Origin of the sequence: Bradyrhizobium sp. CB1717 (genome assembly GCF_029714325.1) — a bacterium.
In the GTDB taxonomy this organism is placed as follows: Bacteria; Pseudomonadota; Alphaproteobacteria; order Rhizobiales; family Xanthobacteraceae; genus Bradyrhizobium.
On sequence record NZ_CP121666.1, the window covers coordinates 1363251 to 1378330 of the forward strand.

At 64.9% G+C, this 15080-nt stretch carries 14 protein-coding genes; 4 read left to right on the forward strand and 10 right to left on the reverse strand.

What is annotated here, in order from left to right:
* Positions 1-229 precede the first annotated feature (229 nt).
* The 6 genes from dctP to QA649_RS06445 all read right to left on the reverse strand — a co-directional run bounded on the left by dctP (position 230) and on the right by QA649_RS06445 (position 7283).
* Positions 230-1318 carry a TRAP transporter substrate-binding protein DctP gene (dctP, locus tag QA649_RS06420; protein ID WP_283023448.1) on the reverse strand — a complete coding sequence of 363 codons (1089 nt, stop codon included), beginning with the start codon at positions 1316-1318 and terminating at the stop codon, positions 230-232.
* Between the two features lie 529 nt (positions 1319-1847).
* Complete coding sequence (locus QA649_RS06425) at positions 1848-3161, reverse strand: Gfo/Idh/MocA family oxidoreductase (RefSeq protein ID WP_283023449.1); 1314 nt, start codon at positions 3159-3161, stop codon at positions 1848-1850.
* A gap of 118 nt (positions 3162-3279) precedes the next feature.
* Positions 3280-4080, reverse strand: coding sequence for a phytanoyl-CoA dioxygenase family protein (locus QA649_RS06430; RefSeq protein ID WP_283023450.1), 801 nt, complete (start codon positions 4078-4080; stop codon positions 3280-3282).
* 130 nt (positions 4081-4210) lie between these two features.
* Complete coding sequence (locus tag QA649_RS06435; RefSeq protein WP_283023451.1) at positions 4211-4888, reverse strand: GntR family transcriptional regulator; 678 nt, start codon at positions 4886-4888, stop codon at positions 4211-4213.
* 189 nt (positions 4889-5077) lie between these two features.
* Positions 5078-6328 (reverse strand): M20/M25/M40 family metallo-hydrolase, encoded by a 1251-nt coding sequence (locus QA649_RS06440; protein WP_283023452.1) that lies wholly within the window; start codon positions 6326-6328, stop codon positions 5078-5080.
* Between the two features lie 85 nt (positions 6329-6413).
* Complete coding sequence (locus tag QA649_RS06445; RefSeq protein WP_283023453.1) at positions 6414-7283, reverse strand: sigma-70 family RNA polymerase sigma factor; 870 nt, start codon at positions 7281-7283, stop codon at positions 6414-6416.
* A gap of 99 nt (positions 7284-7382) precedes the next feature.
* Between QA649_RS06445 and QA649_RS06450 the strand changes: the two genes are divergently transcribed.
* A complete protein-coding gene (locus tag QA649_RS06450; protein ID WP_283025977.1) occupies positions 7383-7838 on the forward strand; it encodes a carboxymuconolactone decarboxylase family protein in 456 nt (151 codons plus the stop codon).
* Positions 7839-8008: 170 nt separating this feature from the next.
* Here QA649_RS06450 and QA649_RS06455 read toward each other — a convergent pair whose 3' ends face one another.
* Entirely contained in the window at positions 8009-8821 is an 813-nt protein-coding gene (locus QA649_RS06455) for an alpha/beta hydrolase (RefSeq protein ID WP_283023454.1), read from the reverse strand.
* A 2-nt stretch (positions 8822-8823) separates the two neighbouring features.
* On the reverse strand, positions 8824-9642 hold the full coding sequence (locus tag QA649_RS06460) for an alpha/beta hydrolase (protein WP_283023455.1): 819 nt from the start codon (positions 9640-9642) through the stop codon (positions 8824-8826).
* A gap of 137 nt (positions 9643-9779) precedes the next feature.
* Between QA649_RS06460 and QA649_RS06465 the strand changes: the two genes are divergently transcribed.
* Positions 9780-10322 carry a methylated-DNA--[protein]-cysteine S-methyltransferase gene (locus QA649_RS06465; RefSeq protein WP_283023456.1) on the forward strand — a complete coding sequence of 181 codons (543 nt, stop codon included), beginning with the start codon at positions 9780-9782 and terminating at the stop codon, positions 10320-10322.
* 175 nt (positions 10323-10497) lie between these two features.
* Here QA649_RS06465 and QA649_RS06470 read toward each other — a convergent pair whose 3' ends face one another.
* Together QA649_RS06470 and QA649_RS06475 are read right to left on the reverse strand one after the other, a co-directional pair.
* The gene (locus tag QA649_RS06470; protein WP_283023457.1) at positions 10498-12042 is read right to left on the reverse strand and encodes an acyl-CoA synthetase; all 1545 of its coding nucleotides are present in this window, start codon (positions 12040-12042) and stop codon (positions 10498-10500) included.
* A 204-nt stretch (positions 12043-12246) separates the two neighbouring features.
* Positions 12247-13419: an acetyl-CoA C-acetyltransferase gene (locus tag QA649_RS06475; RefSeq protein WP_283023458.1), complete on the reverse strand. Its 1173-nt coding sequence runs from the start codon at positions 13417-13419 to the stop codon at positions 12247-12249.
* Positions 13420-13632: 213 nt separating this feature from the next.
* Here QA649_RS06475 and QA649_RS06480 point away from each other — a divergent pair, with 213 nt between their 5' ends.
* Positions 13633-14235: a TetR family transcriptional regulator gene (locus tag QA649_RS06480; protein WP_283023459.1), complete on the forward strand. Its 603-nt coding sequence runs from the start codon at positions 13633-13635 to the stop codon at positions 14233-14235.
* 56 nt (positions 14236-14291) lie between these two features.
* Complete coding sequence (locus tag QA649_RS06485) at positions 14292-15017, forward strand: SDR family NAD(P)-dependent oxidoreductase (RefSeq protein ID WP_283023460.1); 726 nt, start codon at positions 14292-14294, stop codon at positions 15015-15017.
* Positions 15018-15080 lie beyond the last annotated feature (63 nt).

The following is a 15080-nucleotide window of genomic DNA, read 5'->3' on the forward strand; positions in this document are numbered from 1 at the left end:
GGGAGAGGGTGGCTCGCCGCGGAGCGGCGAGACGGGTGAGGGGTTCTCTCCGCGAATTCAAATGAGAGTTGGACCTGCGGAGAGGTACCCCTCATCCGGCGCTTCGCGCCACCTTCTCCCGCAAGGGGAGAAGGGAAGAGCAGCACCGTCGCGCCAAAATGCGAGAAAGCCCCGGAGATGTCGCCATCTCCGGGGCTTCTCATTCTTTAGTCGTGTGCCGCTCAGCGCCTCACGTCTTCGTCCGCATCCGCATCATGAAGCTGTCGAAGCTCAGCTCGGCGACCTGGAACCAGGGCAGGGCTTCGCCGCGGAAGGCGGTGAGGCTCGCATACATCTTGCCGAAATGCGGATTGCTCTTGGAGAGATCGGCATAGATCTCGTTGGCGGCACCGTAGCAGGCCTCGAGCACGTCCTGCGGGAATGCCTTCAGGATGGCGCCCGACACCAGGAGCCGTTTCAGCGCCGGCGCGTTCAATGCGTCGTACTTGCCGGTGATCCAGGTAAACGTGTCGCGCGAGGCGGAATCGATCGCAGCCTGATAGTGCTTGGGCAGCGCATTCCACTTGTCGAGGTTCATGATGTTGTGGCCCTGGCTCGTGCCTTCCCACCAGCCGGGATAGTAGTAGTACTTCGCGACCTTCACGAAGCCGAGCTTCTCGTCGTCGTAGGGGCCGACCCACTCGGCGGCGTCGATCGTGCCTTTCTCCAGCGCCGGATAGATGTCGCCGCCGGCGATCTGCTGCGGCACCGCGCCGAGCTTGGCCATGATGGTGCCGGCAAATCCGCCGATGCGCATCTTGAGGCCCTTGATGTCCTCCATCGACTTGATCTCCTTCCGGAACCAGCCGCCCATCTGGGCGCCGGTGGAGCCGGTCGGAATGCCGTAGCAATTGTGCTCCTTCAGGAGGTCGTTCACGAGCTCCTGCCCGCCGCCCCACAGCAGCCAGGAGATCTGCTGGCGCGTGTTCAGCCCGAACGGCAGCGCGGTGGCGAAGGTGAAGGCGGGATTCTTGCCCCAGTAATAATAGAGCGCGGTGTTGCCCATCTCGACGGTGCCGTTCGAGACCGCGTCCAGCACCTGCAGGCCCGGGACGATTTCGCCGGCCGCAAACGGCTGGATCTGGAATTTGTTGTCAGTGATCTCGGCGACTTTCTTGGTGAAATATTCGCAGCCGCCATAGAGCGTGTCGAGCGACTTCGGCCAGCTCGTGGCGTAACGCCACCTGACCTCGGGCGAACCTTGCGCGATAGCCGGCGCAGCAACAGCGCTCGCGGCCAGGCCCAATCCGCCTGCCGTCAGGAATTTACGACGTTCCATGCACTTCCCTCCGTTATGCCGATGCTTCGACGTCAGGGAACGATCTTTGGTGTCGTCTTGCCGTCGAGATCGACGTTGTTTTGTTTGAGACTTGTGAGGCGTTTCCGAAGGCCCTGACGGGCTCTTTTTATTGGAATTCCGATCATTGCGGTTCCGTCAGCAAGGATGACCTGTCAGCCAGCGACAATCAAGCCTCATGCCGCGCTCGCAACTGCGAATGCGAGGCAGACGAAAGTTGAACTGCTGCTCTATTGGGCATCGGTGGCGGTGAGCTTGCGGTGAGACGTAAAGGCATTCGTCGTTGGGACCGGATTCACTGTCGTCAACGGAGGTGCGTTCCCTCCCCCCTTGCGGGGGAGGGCTAGGGAGAGGGGTGGCCCAGCAAAAGGTGCCGGTTGTTGATCAATGCACGATCGCGATGCGCGGCGGATGGAATCCCCGTGCGGCCCCCCTCCCTGACCCGCAAGGGGGGAGGGAACGGAGAGAGCGCTGCTGTCGGCCGAACTCGATACGACTTCAACCCAACGCGCTACCCCTCCTTCGCGAACGCCGCCTCCATCGCCTTCCGTGTCCGGATCGTCTCGTTGTTCGCATCGAACTCGACGTCGCTCCAGCGCACGATCTCGCCATGAGCGACGTCGTGCTTCAGCTTCAGACGATGTGCGAGGCCGATCGGCAGGGCGCCCGCCTTCAGGCTCGCGGCGGCCGGCACCAGCTTGCCCCACACCGTATAGCCGCCTTCGCCATCGAGCATCTCGCCCGCGCGCAAATTGCGCTTGGCCACGGCGGCGACGTCGCCGCGGAAGCCGAAAGCCTGGCCGGTAGCCTCGCCGCGCAGCGCGGCCGACAGGATCGAGATGTTCAGCTCGAGTCCGATCAGGTGATAGGGCTTGTACATTGCGGCAAAGCGCCCGCTGGCGTCGGTCTTCAGCCCGTATTGCTTGAAGCAGTCGGCGGCGTAGTCGTTCGGCGCTTCCAGCACGACATAGACGCCCCAGCGCAGGTCGCGAAACACCGGCCGTCCGTCGCGCTCGAGCGAAGAGACCACTTCCACCACGCCGGACCGCTCCAGCACGCCGCCGCGCGAGCGCGGCCGCATGATGTGCGGCAAATCGTCCACGCCGCAGGGCGGAAACAGCAATCCCTCCGTCGGCACGTCGAGGCCGCAGGCGTTCGCAATCGCGGCCATCTCGATCGCCGATTTGGTGCCGTCGAGAAAGGAGTTGAACATCTGCGGGTTCATGCCGGCCGACTGCGCTTCGCCCGCGGTCAGGCCGTAATGCTGCCAGATGCCGTCGGGCGTCACGTCGTGATAGGCCGGCAGATATTTTGTGCCCTTGCCGGCGGCGACGACGTGAAAGCCGGTGGCGCGAGCCCAGTCGACCATCTCAGCGGTCAGCGCCGGCTGGTCGCCATAGGCGAGCGAATAGACCACGCCCGCTTTCCGCGCCTCCTCGGCGAGCAGCGGGCCCGCCAGCACGTCCGCTTCGACATTGACCATCACGACATGCTTGCCCGCCGCGATCGCGGCGCGCGCATGGCGGATGCCGACGGCGGGATTGCCGGTCGCTTCGACCACCACGTCCATCGCCCCGCCGGCGATGGCGCGCGCGCCGTCATCGGTGAACACGGTGCGGGCGATGCGATCAGCGTCCCAGCCCACGGTGCGGCACGCCTCGCGCGCGCGCTCCCGGTCGATGTCGACGATGATGGGCACCTCGAGTCCCGGCGTATGCGGCACCTGTGCGAGGAACATCGAGCCGAATTTGCCGGCGCCGATCAGCGCGACACGGACAGGCTTGCCGGCGGACGCGCGGGCTTGCAGGAGGCGGAAGAGGTTCATGGGGGATGTCCGAGATTGCTAAAATCAAAGATCGTCATTCCGGGGCGCGACGAAGTCGCGAGCTTTGATGCGCAATTGCGCATCCTAGTTCGCGCTTCGTGCGCCCCGGAATGACAGGTTACTCCGCGGCCTGTCGCGGCGTTCGCGCAAGCCGCACCAGCGCATCGTCGTCCACCGTCCTGATCGGCGCGAAATCGCGATGCGCGATGTATTCCGGCCGCGTCGGCGTGCGGATGTAGTTCGAGACCGCGTTCAGCGTCAGGTACACGATCTTGCGCGGGTAGGGCGTGATGTTGCCGCTGGAGCCATGCACGAGATTGCCGTGGAACATCAGCATGCCGCCGGGCTTGCCGGTGGGCGCGACGATGCCACCCTGCTTGACGAGGCGCGTCACGGTGTCCTCGTCCAGCGTCCACAGCGGATAGGAGGTGGTGGCGAGGTCGTGCGAGGCTTCGAGATCGCCGGCGTTCTGGCTGCGCGGCACCAGCATCAGGGGGCCGTTGATCGGCATCACCTCGTCGAGGAAGATCGCGATGTTCATCGCGCGCGGCTCCGGCATGCCGTCGTCGCGCTTCCAGGTGCCGTAGTCCTGGTGCCATTGCCAGACGTCGCCGGTGAAGGCCGATTTCGCGTTGATCTTGAACTGGTGCATGTAGACGGGTTCGCCGAACAATTGCTCGACCGGCTCGATCATGCGCGGATGCGCGCCGAGAGTGCGAAAGGCCTCGTTGTAGAGATGCGCGGCAAAGGCCGTGCGCGGCGCGCCGCTCTTCTCGCGCCAGACCTCCGGCCGGTTGGCGTCGTAGATGCCGACCGCCTCGCGCGCGAGCAAATCGACCTCCTCCTGGCTGAACAGCTCGGGCAGGAACAGCCAGCCCTCGCGCTGGAAGAACTCCAATTGCTCCTGGGACAGTTTCATGGGTCGTCCTCCTTGTGTTGTTTTTTGTTGTCATTCCGGGGCGCGACGAAGTCGCGAGCAATCCATCCATTCGCAGCCTATGCCGTCCAATGGATTCCGGGCTCGACGCTGCGCGTCGCCCGGAAGACGGCTACGCCGCCGCGGCGTCCGTTGCCCTCAATCTCTCCTCGGTCAGCCGTCCCGCCGTCTGCGCGTGCGCAAGCGCAGCGCGTTCGGCGGCCTTCGCGTCCCCGCTCAGAATGTGTCCGGCAATATCGGTATGCTCCGCCCAGGCGCTGTCGCGATAGTCGAGCTCCGACAGCACGGTCGCCATCGAGCGGCGCATATGCGGCCATTGCGGCGCGATGGTCTCCTCGATCACGGGATTGCCGGCGAGCTGATAGATCGCGCGATGAAATTCGACGTCGAGCGCGATGAGCTCGGCGAGCGACGTGGTGCGGTCGATGCCGCGTCCGGCGGCGAGCGCCGTCTCCAGTCGCGCGCGTCCCGCCGCATCGCCCGCAGCACGCTGAGCGGCAAGCCGCGCCGCGAGCGCATCGATGGCGCCGCGCACCTCGTAGAGCTGGCGGATGCGTGAGGGATCGAGCTGGGTGACTTCAAAGCCGCGCCTGCCGCTTTCGGCGACGAGACCCTGCCGGTGCAACAGATGCAGCGCATGCGACACCGGCTGGCGCGAGACGCCGAGCTTGTCGGCCAGCTCGTTCTGCCGGATGCGCTGGCCGGGCTGAAGCGTGCGGTCGGAGATCGCCTCCAGGATGCGCGCATAGACCTGGTCGATCAGGTTCGGGAGCGGGTCGAGTGGAATCACGCCGGCAGCTCCGAAGAGGGAATACGGAATTCCGTATTCGAAGCTACTGCGAGAGGGCGGGGGCGTCAAGCACGGCCCGAGGCCGCGCCAGCCGCTCTTTTTGTTGCCGCCTAAGCTATTGATATTGCTTCGCCCGTCTACTGTGCATGGGGTTGTTTTCGAGCAAAAAGACCCGACGAGGCTCAGCGCCTACTTTTTCTTGCCCTGCTCGATCAGCATCCGGCTCATCAGATAGAGCCGCGGCACGATCGAGTTGGTGTCGATGAACTCGTCGCGGGCGTGATAGCCGAAGCCGGCAAGGCCGAAGCTCTCGACCACCACCGCCTTGCCGCTGCGATTGGCATAGCCGGCATCGGTGGCGCCGCCGGTCATCTCGGCGATGTCGAGCTTGCGGTCGATCTCGGCATAGATCGCCTGTCCCATCTCGGCCAGCGCGCGGCCGCGGTCGCTGGCGACGAAGGGCGGACGGCCGGCCACGATCTTCATGGTGGTCTCGGTGTCCGGCACGAGGCGATCCTTGATCTTCTCGTCCAGCGCCGCCTGGAGCCTGGCGATGCCGTCAGGAATGGTGAGACGGATGTCGGCGCCGGCCTCGGCATCTTCCGGAATCTGATTGCGCACCGTGCCGGCCTTCGCCGTCGTCCAGTTGAGCTGGGTGCCCGGGATCGACTTGGCGACGTCCTGCGTCTGCAGCAGTTGATGCGAGAGCTCGATCAGCGCGTTGCGGCCGCGATCGGGTGCGGCGCCGGCATGCGCCGCGCGGCCCTTCACCTTCAGGACGCCCGTCGCGGTGCCGCTGGCACCCAATAGCAGCGAGTCGTTCTTCGCCGGCGGCGAGGCCGCCGTCGGCTCGCAGGAGAGCACGACGTCGTGCTGGTCGGCGAGTTCGGCGATGATCTCGCCCGACCCGATCGAGCCGACCTCCTCGTCCGGATTGAATGACACCGTGAGCGTGGTGTAATCGTTCCAGCCGGCGTCCTTCAGCATCTTGAGCGCATGCAGCACCACGGCGATGCCGCCCTTGTCGTCGGCGATGCCGGGGCCGAAGATCTTCGTGCCATCGACACGATAGGGCTCGCTCGCAAGGATGCCGCGCTGATAGACCGTGTCCATATGCGCGATCAGCATCAGCTTCCGCGTGCCCGTGCCCTTGAACGTCGCGATCACTATGTCGGCACCGGCGCCTGCCGTGGTCTTGCGCCGCTCCGTGGCGGCGCCGAGCGCCTTCAGGCGTCCTTCGGTGAAGTCGGCCATCTTCTTCAGGCCCTCGACGTCGCTGCTGCCGCTCTCGATCATCACCATGTCGCGCAAGGTCTCGATCAGCGGCGCCTTCTCCTGCTCGGCCGCGGCCTTCAGCTTCTCGTCGGCGGCCGCGAGCGCGGTGGTGCTGCCGGCAACGAAGCCGAGCACGGCGAGCATGGGAATGAACCGGGTTTTCATCGACATGTCCTCTTGCATCTTGCGCGTAGCCCCGCGCGATTGTGCGGAAAGCCTAGCACTCGCAACGGCGCGATGCCACGCCGGCCTAGCGCTCCAGCACCTTCACCTCCATCGTGCTGATCTCTTCCGCATTAGCCACCGCCTCGATCGCCGCGATCCGGTCGCCCTCGAATGTCACGCGCAGCACGATGCGCAACTGTCCATCCAAGACGACGGCGACGCCCATTGCGCCGTCGACCAGCGCCGTGCGCGCGGCCTGGGCGCGGCCCTTGTAGAGCTGCGCGACGGCGTCGGCGCCGCGGATCTCGGCCAGCGTGCCGAGCCGCACTGCGGCCTGGTCGGCGCGAAACACCACGTCGGGATCGAGCACGGCGAGCAGGCCCTCGAAATCGCCTTCACGCGACGCCTTGAGGAACGCATCGACGATTCCGCGTTGATGCGACAGGTTTGCTTCGGGCACCGGCGCGCCCTGCACGCGCCGCCGCGCGCGGCTGGCCAGTTGCCGCGAGGCGTCGACAGAGCGGCCGACGATCGGCGCGATCTCCTCGAAGGGGACTGCGAACATGTCATGCAGCACGAAGGCCAGCCGCTCGGCCGGCTGCAATGTCTCCAGCACGACCAGCAGCGCAGCGCCGACGGAATCCGCCGTCTCCGCCTCCTGCTGCCGCGTTTCGTCGACCGGCTCCGGCACGTGCGGGCCCATCGGATCCTCGCGGCGCGATTTCCGTGCGCGCAGCATGTCGAGGCAGATGCGCGCGACGACGGTCGTGAGCCAGCCGCGCAAATTCGCGACGTCTGACATGTCGTAGCGGCTGACCCGCAGCCAGGCCTCCTGCACGGCGTCGTCGACCTCGGCGCGGGACCCCAGCATCCGGTAGGCGACCGCGCGCAAATGGTCCCTGTCGGCCTCGAACTGGCGCACCAGAAAATTTTCTTCGAAGTTTTTTTGGGTCATTGGTCACATTCCCTCATCGCGGTCCGTCATGGCCATGACGAAGCCAATCCGGCCGATGTGACCGGAACCTTCGAAATTTGCGAGATGGAGACGAAAATGATGCACGCCCGCATGAATCACCCCGTCATGGTTCTGCCCGAGGCCATGAATGTCCTGCAGTCCCTCGGCAATTTGACCAAGCAGGGCCTGCCGGAAAAGCTCCTGGAACTGGTGCACCTGCGCGCCAGCCAGATCAACGGCTGCAGCGTCTGTGTCGACATGCATCCCAAGGTGGCCCGCAAGCTGGGCGAGACCGACGAGCGCCTGTTCGCCGTGTCGGCCTGGCGCGATGCGCCCTATTTCTCCGAAGCCGAGCGCGCCGCGCTGGCGCTGACCGAAGCCGTCACGCGCCTCGCCGATCGCGAGGATCCGGTGCCCGATGCGATCTGGAACGAGGCCGCCAAGCATTTCGACGAGCGCGAGCTGGCGACGCTGATCCTCTCGATCGCGGTCATCAACGTCTGGAACCGGCTGAACGCCACGATCAAGATGCCGGTGGGGGTGTGGAAGGTGTGAGTCACTGTGCCCTCTCCCCTCGCGGGAGAGGGCAGCACCGCTAGGAGACACGAACTCACTTGGGTGAGGGGTATTTCTCCGCAGATTCATTTACAAATGTGACCGCGGACAGAACCCCTCATCCGGCGCTTCGCGCCACCTTCTCCCACAAGGGGAGAAGGAAGGGAAAGTCACTCCGCCAAAAACCTGTTCACCACCTCGCCGAACTCCAGCGGCGCCTGCTCGAACATCCAGTGGCCGGCATTCGGGATCACCGCCGTCTTGGCTCCGACAATATGCTCGGCCAGCACGCGCCATAGCACCGACAGGCTGCCGGTGGTGGCGCCGCCGCCGATCAGCAGCGTCGGCGTTTTGATCGCCTGCGCGTCGCTGAGTGTGTAAGGCCGGCGCTGCTCGTTGATCTGACCGAGGAAGGTCAGTGCGTTGTCGCGCAGTTGCTGCTTGGCCGCCGCCGGCACGCGCCGCCAGGAGCCGTCGCCCTCGATGCCTTCGTAGAAGTTCTGCAGCGCGCCTTCGAGGTCACCGGCCCGGATCATCTCGACCGAGCGCGCTGTCCGCTCCGCAAGCGGCGCATGCGCGGGCGTGCCCTCGGGCACGGGCAGGCTGGCGTCGAGATCGCCGCCGGGCTCGGCCAGCACCAGCTTTCGCAGCAGATCAGGCCGCGCCTGCGCCACGCGAAACGCGATGTGCCCGCCGCGCGAATGGCCCATCAGATCGACCGGACCAGGCGTCACCTGGTCGATGAAGGCGATCGTGTCCGAGACGTGCTGCGCCATCTTGTAGTCGTCGCCGACGGCATCCCAATGCTCGGGAAAGAAATGTCGCAGGCTCACCGAGAGCACGCGGTGGTCCTTCGACAGCGGGCCGAGCACCGAATACCAGGTGCGGAAATCTCCTAACGTGCCGTGCACGCAGACCAGCGGCGGGCCCTCTCCCACTTCGAGATAGGCCATGTCGTAACCGTTGACGGGAAAGCTCTGCATGATCAGCTCGCCAGAAAGTCGAGGACCACTTCGGAATATTTCTGCGGCGCCTGCTCGAACATCGGATGTGTCGCGTTCGGGATGATCGCCGTCTTGGAATAGGGCACGTGCGCGGCCAGTGCATGCAGTACTTTTGGCAGCAGGCCCTTGGTCCGCGCGCCCAGGATGAACAGCGTCGGCATCTTGATCTGCTCCGCATCCGCCTTCGAGAACGGCGGGCGGTTGTCGCGGACCTGGCCGATCAGCGTCGTGGCGTTGTCGCGCAAATTCTGCTTCACCATCGCCGGCAGCCGCGGCCAGGTGCCTGCGCCTTCCAGCGTGTCGACGAACACGGCGAGGCCGCCGTCGACGTCGCCGGCCGCGATCTTCTCGGCCGACGCCGTGAAGCGTGCCAGCAACGGCGAGGGACCGCCGACATAGTCAGGGTCGAGGCTGGCATCGAGCTCGCCGCCGGGCTCCGCCAGGATCAGCCGGCGGAGCAGATCCGGCCGGCGCTGCGCCACGCGGAAGCAGATGTGCCCGCCGCGGGAATGGCCCATCAGGTCGACCGGGCCGAGGTCGAGTTTTTCGATGAAGGCGATGACGTCGTCGACGTGCTGGGCGATCGAATAGGTGTCGCCGACGCCGTCCCATTTTTCCGGGAAGAAGTGCCTCAGGCTCACGGCGATCACCCGATGCCGCTGCGTCAGCGGCCCCAGCACGCAGCCCCAGATGCGGAAATCGGAGAGCGAGCCGTGCACACAGACCAGCGGCGCGCGGCCTTTGTCCTCGCCCACGTCGAGATAGGGCATGTCGTATCCATTGACGTGAAGGCTTTGCATTCTGGGCTCGCGAGAGGACTGGAACTCCTGTGCAAGATTCCCGGAAACCGGGTGGATCGCAACTATTTCCAAGCCTAGATTTGGGCGGAGATCACATTGGGGGCATGCGACAAGGACGCAAGCTCAGGAACCAAGCCATGACCGACCAGCATTTTGCCCTGTTCGACACCAGGATCGGCCTCTGCGCCATCGCCTGGGGCCCGCGCGGCATCAACGGCACGCAATTGCCGATGGGCGGCGAAGAGAAGATCCGCACCCGCATCAGCCAGCGCCACACTGATGCCACCGAAGCCGAGCCGACGCCCGAGGTGCAGCAGGCCATCGACCGCATCGTCAAGCTGCTCGCCGGTGAGCCCGACGATCTCACCGACATCCCGCTCGATCTCGACGGCGTGCCCGATTTCAACCGCGGCGTCTACGAGATCGCCCGCACCATTCCGCCGGGCAAGACCGTCACCTATGGCGACATCGCCAAGCAGCTCGGCGGCGTCCAGCTGTCGCGCGACGTCGGCCAGGCGCTCGGCCGCAACCCGTGTCCGATCGTCGTGCCCTGCCATCGCGTGCTGGCGGCCGGCAACAAGCCCGGCGGCTTCTCGGCGAATGGTGGCGTGGTGACGAAGCTGAAGATGCTCGAGATCGAAGGCGCGCTGGTGAACCACACGCCGAGTCTGTTTGATTGAGATTGCTGCCACCTTCCCCTGGAGGAGGGTCGATCGCGCGCAGCGCGAGCGGGGTGGGGTGATCTCTCCACTGGGGCAGTGTTTCGTGTGGAGAGATCACCCCACCCCGCTGCGCATTCCGCTTCGCTGCATGCACAGCGACCCTCCCCCTCCAGGGGAGGGTAAGAAGACCCCCCTAAATCTTTGCCGCCGTCTTCGGCCAATATTTGTCGCGCAGATGCCGCTTCACCAGCTTGCCGGTCGGCGTACGCGGCAGCTCGGCTTCGAAATCGATCGAGCGCGGGCACTTGATGGCGGAGAGGCGGGTCTTGCAGAATGCGATCAGCTCGGCCTCCAGCGCCTTGCCGGCGCGCGTCATGTCGTGCGGCTGAACGACCGCCTTTACCTCCTCGCCCATCTCCTCGTTCGGCACGCCGAACACGGCGACATCGGCGACTTCGGGGTGGGTGATGAGTACGTCCTCGGTCTCCTGCGGGTAGATGTTCACCCCGCCCGAGATGATCATGTAGGACTTGCGGTCGGTGAGGAAGAGGAAGCCATCCTTGTCGAGATAGCCGATATCGCCGAGCGTCGACCAGCCCTTGGCGTTGTAGGCCTTCTTCGTCTTTTCGGGATCGTTGTGATAGGTGAAGGCGGGCGCATCGGCGAAATAGACCGTGCCGATCTCGCCGACCGGCTGCTCCTCGTCGTTCTCGTCCAGAATCTTGATCTTGCCGACCACGGCGCGGCCGACGCTGCCGCGATGCTCCAGCCATTGTTGCGAGTTGCAGACGGTGACGCCGTTGCCTTCCGAGCCGGCGTAGTACTCGATCAGGATCGGGCCCCACCACTCGATCATTTTCGCTTTCACATCGACCGGGCAGGGGGCCGCGGCGTGGATCGCGCCCTTGAGCGTGGAGACGTCGTACTTCGTGCGGATCTCGTCCGGCAGCTTCAGCATGCGTACGAACATGGTCGGCACCAGCTGGGACTGCGTGACCTCATACTTCTCGACGAGCTTGAGGAATTCCTCGGCGTCGAAATGCTCCATGATGATGGAGGTGCCGCCGAGCACGATCGCCATCATGTTGAAGCGCAAGGGAGCCGCGTGATAGAGCGGCGCCGGCGAGAGATAGGTGCTCTCCGCGTTCATGCCGCACATGTCGGCGCAGAGCACGCGCAGGAAGGCGTTCGGCACGTCGATCCTGTTGCCCTCGAACGCCTTCTTGATGCCCTTGGGCCGGCCCGTGGTGCCCGAGGAATACAGCATGTCGTAGCCCGCGACCTCGTCCGCGATCGGCGTGGTCGGCTGCGCCGCGGCTTCCTTGTCGTAGGAACGGAAGCCGGGCAGCGGCTCGTCCATCATGTAGAAGATCGGCTCGCCGGGTGCGCCCTTGATCAGGGCCTTGATCTGGTCGGCGCATTTCGGCGTCGTGATCACGACCTTGGCGCCGCAATCGCCGATGATGTAGTCGATCTCGTCCTGCTTCAGATAGCGGCTGATCGCGGTATAATAGAGCCCGCTGCGCTGCGCCGCCCAGCAGAGCTCCATGAAGGCGAGGCGGTTCTCCATCAAGAGCGCGATGTGGTCGCCGGCCTTCAGCCCGAGCGAGCGGAAGAGCTGCGCGCCCTGGTTCGAGAGCTCGTCGAGCTCGCGATAGGTGATCGCCTTGCCGGTGCCTGCCATCTGGTAGGCGATCTTGTCGGGCGTGGTGCGGGCGTAGATGGAGGGGTGGGTCATCGCGAAGGTCTCACAACAAAAAAGGTGTCATCCCGGCCTAGTGCGCAATTGCGCACGGGAGCCGGGATCCATAACCACCGATCCAGATTGTTGAAGCGCGATGTCGCCCCAGCTCGCCCTAACCACGCACTCGGTGGTTATGGGTCCCGGCTTTCGCCGGGACGACACGTTTAGTGTGGCAACGCCTAAGCGGTGCAACGGCGACTACAGCCGCTCGACGATCGTCACATTAGCCATGCCGCCGCCTTCGCACATGGTCTGCAGGCCGTAGCGCCTGCCGCGCTGGTGCAGGGCGTGGACCAGCGTGGTCATCAGCTTGGTGCCGGAGCCGCCGAGCGGATGGCCGAGCGCGATGGCGCCGCCGTTGACGTTGAGACGTTCGGGATCGGCGCCGGTGGTCTTCAGCCACGCGGTCGGCACCGAGGCGAAGGCCTCGTTGACCTCGAACAGGTCGATGTCGCCGATCTTCATGCCGGCCTTCTCCAGCGCGCGCTTGGTGGCGTGCAGCGGCGCATCCAGCATGATGACGGGATCGCCGCCCATCATGGTCATGTGGTGGATGCGCGCGAGCGGCTTGACGCCGAGGTGCTTCAGGCCCTTCTCGTTCACCACCATGACGCCGGAGGCGCCGTCGCAGATCTGGCTGGCGCTGGCCGCGGTCAGCTTGCCGTTCTCGGCGATCAGCTTGACGCCCTTGATACCGTCGATCGTGGCGTCGAAGCGGATGCCTTCGTCGATGTGGTGGGTGTCCTTGCTGCCGTCGGCGCGGGTGATCTCGAGCGGCACGATCTCCTTCTTGAAGTGACCGGCTTGCGTCGCCGCGATCGCGCGCTGATGGCTATTGTAGGAGTATTCGTCGAGCTCGTCCTTGGAGAGGCCGTACCGCTCGGCCATCATCTCCGCGCCGGTGAACTGGCTGAACACGATGTTGGGATATCTCGCCTCGATGCCCGGGCTCTTGTAATTGCCAAAACCGTTCTTGGCCGGAAGCTGCGACGACAGGCCCATCGGCACGCGCGTCATCGATTCCACGCCGGCGGCGATCACGACGTCCATGGTGCCGGACATCACGGCTTGGGCCGCGAAGTGCAGCGCCTGCTGCGAGGAGCCGCACTGGCGGTCTATCGAAGTGCCCGGCACGCTCTCCGGCAGCTTCGAGGCCATGATCGCGTTGCGCGCGACGTTGTTGGACTGCTCACCGACCTGCATCACGCAGCCCATGATCACGTCCTCGACCAAAGCAGGATCGACCTTGGTGCGGTCGACCAGCTCGTCCAGCACTTTCGCTGCGAGATCGGCCGGATGCCAGCCGGCGAGGCGGCCCCCCTTGCGCCCGCCGGCGGTACGCGCGGCGGCGACGATGTAAGCCTCGGCCATATCGGTTTCTCCCTGAATTTCTTCTGGATGGTTTGGTTGTCGGGGCGGATTAAACGGGCGGGAGATCATTTAGTCAATCGATCAATTAACTCTTGTGATGAGGCGCTGCTTGCGCTTATCTGCGCCCCGCTTCACGCGGCCAAAACAGGGATTTCCGTGGCTACCAGCGTACCGAACAGGCTCCCCAGCGGAAAAAATTCCACGGCAGAGAAATTGCTCGTGGCCGCCAGCGAGCTGATGATCGAACGCTCCTCGATCGAGATCTCGCTCTCCGACATCGCCCAGAAGTCCGGTGCCAACGCCGCGCTGGTCAAATATCACTTCGGCAACAAGGACGGCCTGCTGCTGGCGCTGCTCGAGCGCAACGCCGCGACTGAGCTCTCCAATCTCGAATATCTTCTGGCGCAACCGATCACGGCGACGGCGAAGCTGAAGCTGCATATCGGCGGCATCATCCGCGCCTACTACCGGTTCCCCTACATGAACCGGCTGATCCATTATCTCCTGCACGAAACCAGCGCCGGCTCCGCCGACGAGGTCTCGAAATTCTTTGTCGCACCGCTCCTCGACTTTCACCGCCGCCTGCTCGCCGAAGGCGAGAGCAGCGGCGAATTCCGCAAGACCGATCCGGTGCTGTTCTACACCAGCCTGATCGGCGCCTGCGACCACTTGTTCTTCGGCCGGCACGCGATGTCCCGCGCGACCGGCGTCGGCCCGGTCACCGACGAAGTCTGCCGGCAATACATCAGACACATGGAAACGCTGATCTGCGGCGGCATCCTCACGCAAGCCGGGGAAGCTGCCGCTGCCGGATGATCCGGCAGAACTCTTTCAAGCCCAGAGAAGAAACGCCCAAGGAAAGGTAGCTTACGATGCAATTGAAAGACGTAGCCGTTCTCATCACCGGCGGTGGTTCTGGCCTTGGTGCCGCGACCGCCCGCGCCATGGCTGCCAAGGGCGCCAAGATCGGCGTGATCGATCAGAGCAAGGAGAACGCCGAGAAGGTCGCCGCTGAGGTGAAGGGCGTGGCGCTGCATGCGGACGTCACCAGCGAGGAGCAGATCAAGGCGGCGATCGCGAAAGCGGAAGCCGCGCACGGCGTCGCCCGCGTGCTGATGAACTGCGCCGGCATCGGCGGCTCGCAGCGCATCGTCGGCCGCGACGGCGTCTACCCGCTGGAAAAGTTCGCGCGCATCATCAACGTCAACCTGATCGGCACCTTCAATTGCCTGCGGCTGTTCGCCGAGCGCCTCGTCATCATCAACACCGCCTCGGTTGCGGCTTATGAAGGCCAGATCGGCCAGATCGCCTATTCGGCCTCGAAGGGCGGCGTCGTCGGCCTCACGCTGCCGGCCGCTCGCGACCTCGCCAGCCAGAAGATCCGCGTCAACACCATCGCGCCCGGCCTGTTCTTCACGCCGCTCTTGATGGGTCTGAACGAAGAGGCCCGCAAGAGCTTAGGGGCCCAGGTGCCGCATCCCTCGCGTCTCGGGGATGCCAACGAATACGGCATGCTCGCGGTGCACATCGTCGAGAACCCGATGCTGAACGGCGAGACCATCCGTCTCGACGGCGCGATCCGGATGGCGCCAAGGTAAGCAGTGCTCTTCTTACCCTCCCCTGGAGGGGGAGGGTCGATCGCGCGAAGCGCGAGCGGGGTG

Excerpts from the sequence above, each read along its gene's own strand:
- dctP (WP_283023448.1), bottom strand. The coding sequence starts at position 1,318 with ATGGAACGTCGTAAATTCCTGACGGCAGGCGGATTGGGCCTGGCCGCG.
- QA649_RS06465 (WP_283023456.1), top strand. The coding sequence starts at position 9,780 with ATGACCGACCAGCATTTTGCCCTGTTCGACACCAGGATCGGCCTCTGC.
- QA649_RS06430 (WP_283023450.1), bottom strand. The coding sequence starts at position 4,080 with ATGAAACTGTCCCAGGAGCAATTGGAGTTCTTCCAGCGCGAGGGCTGG.
- QA649_RS06450 (WP_283025977.1), top strand. The coding sequence starts at position 7,383 with ATGCACGCCCGCATGAATCACCCCGTCATGGTTCTGCCCGAGGCCATG.
- QA649_RS06460 (WP_283023455.1), bottom strand. The coding sequence starts at position 9,642 with ATGCAAAGCCTTCACGTCAATGGATACGACATGCCCTATCTCGACGTG.
- QA649_RS06475 (WP_283023458.1), bottom strand. The coding sequence starts at position 13,419 with ATGGCCGAGGCTTACATCGTCGCCGCCGCGCGTACCGCCGGCGGGCGC.
- QA649_RS06440 (WP_283023452.1), bottom strand. The coding sequence starts at position 6,328 with ATGAAAACCCGGTTCATTCCCATGCTCGCCGTGCTCGGCTTCGTTGCC.
- QA649_RS06485 (WP_283023460.1), top strand. The coding sequence starts at position 14,292 with ATGCAATTGAAAGACGTAGCCGTTCTCATCACCGGCGGTGGTTCTGGC.
- QA649_RS06455 (WP_283023454.1), bottom strand. The coding sequence starts at position 8,821 with ATGCAGAGCTTTCCCGTCAACGGTTACGACATGGCCTATCTCGAAGTG.
- QA649_RS06470 (WP_283023457.1), bottom strand. The coding sequence starts at position 12,042 with ATGACCCACCCCTCCATCTACGCCCGCACCACGCCCGACAAGATCGCC.
- QA649_RS06445 (WP_283023453.1), bottom strand. The coding sequence starts at position 7,283 with ATGACCCAAAAAAACTTCGAAGAAAATTTTCTGGTGCGCCAGTTCGAG.
- QA649_RS06425 (WP_283023449.1), bottom strand. The coding sequence starts at position 3,161 with ATGAACCTCTTCCGCCTCCTGCAAGCCCGCGCGTCCGCCGGCAAGCCT.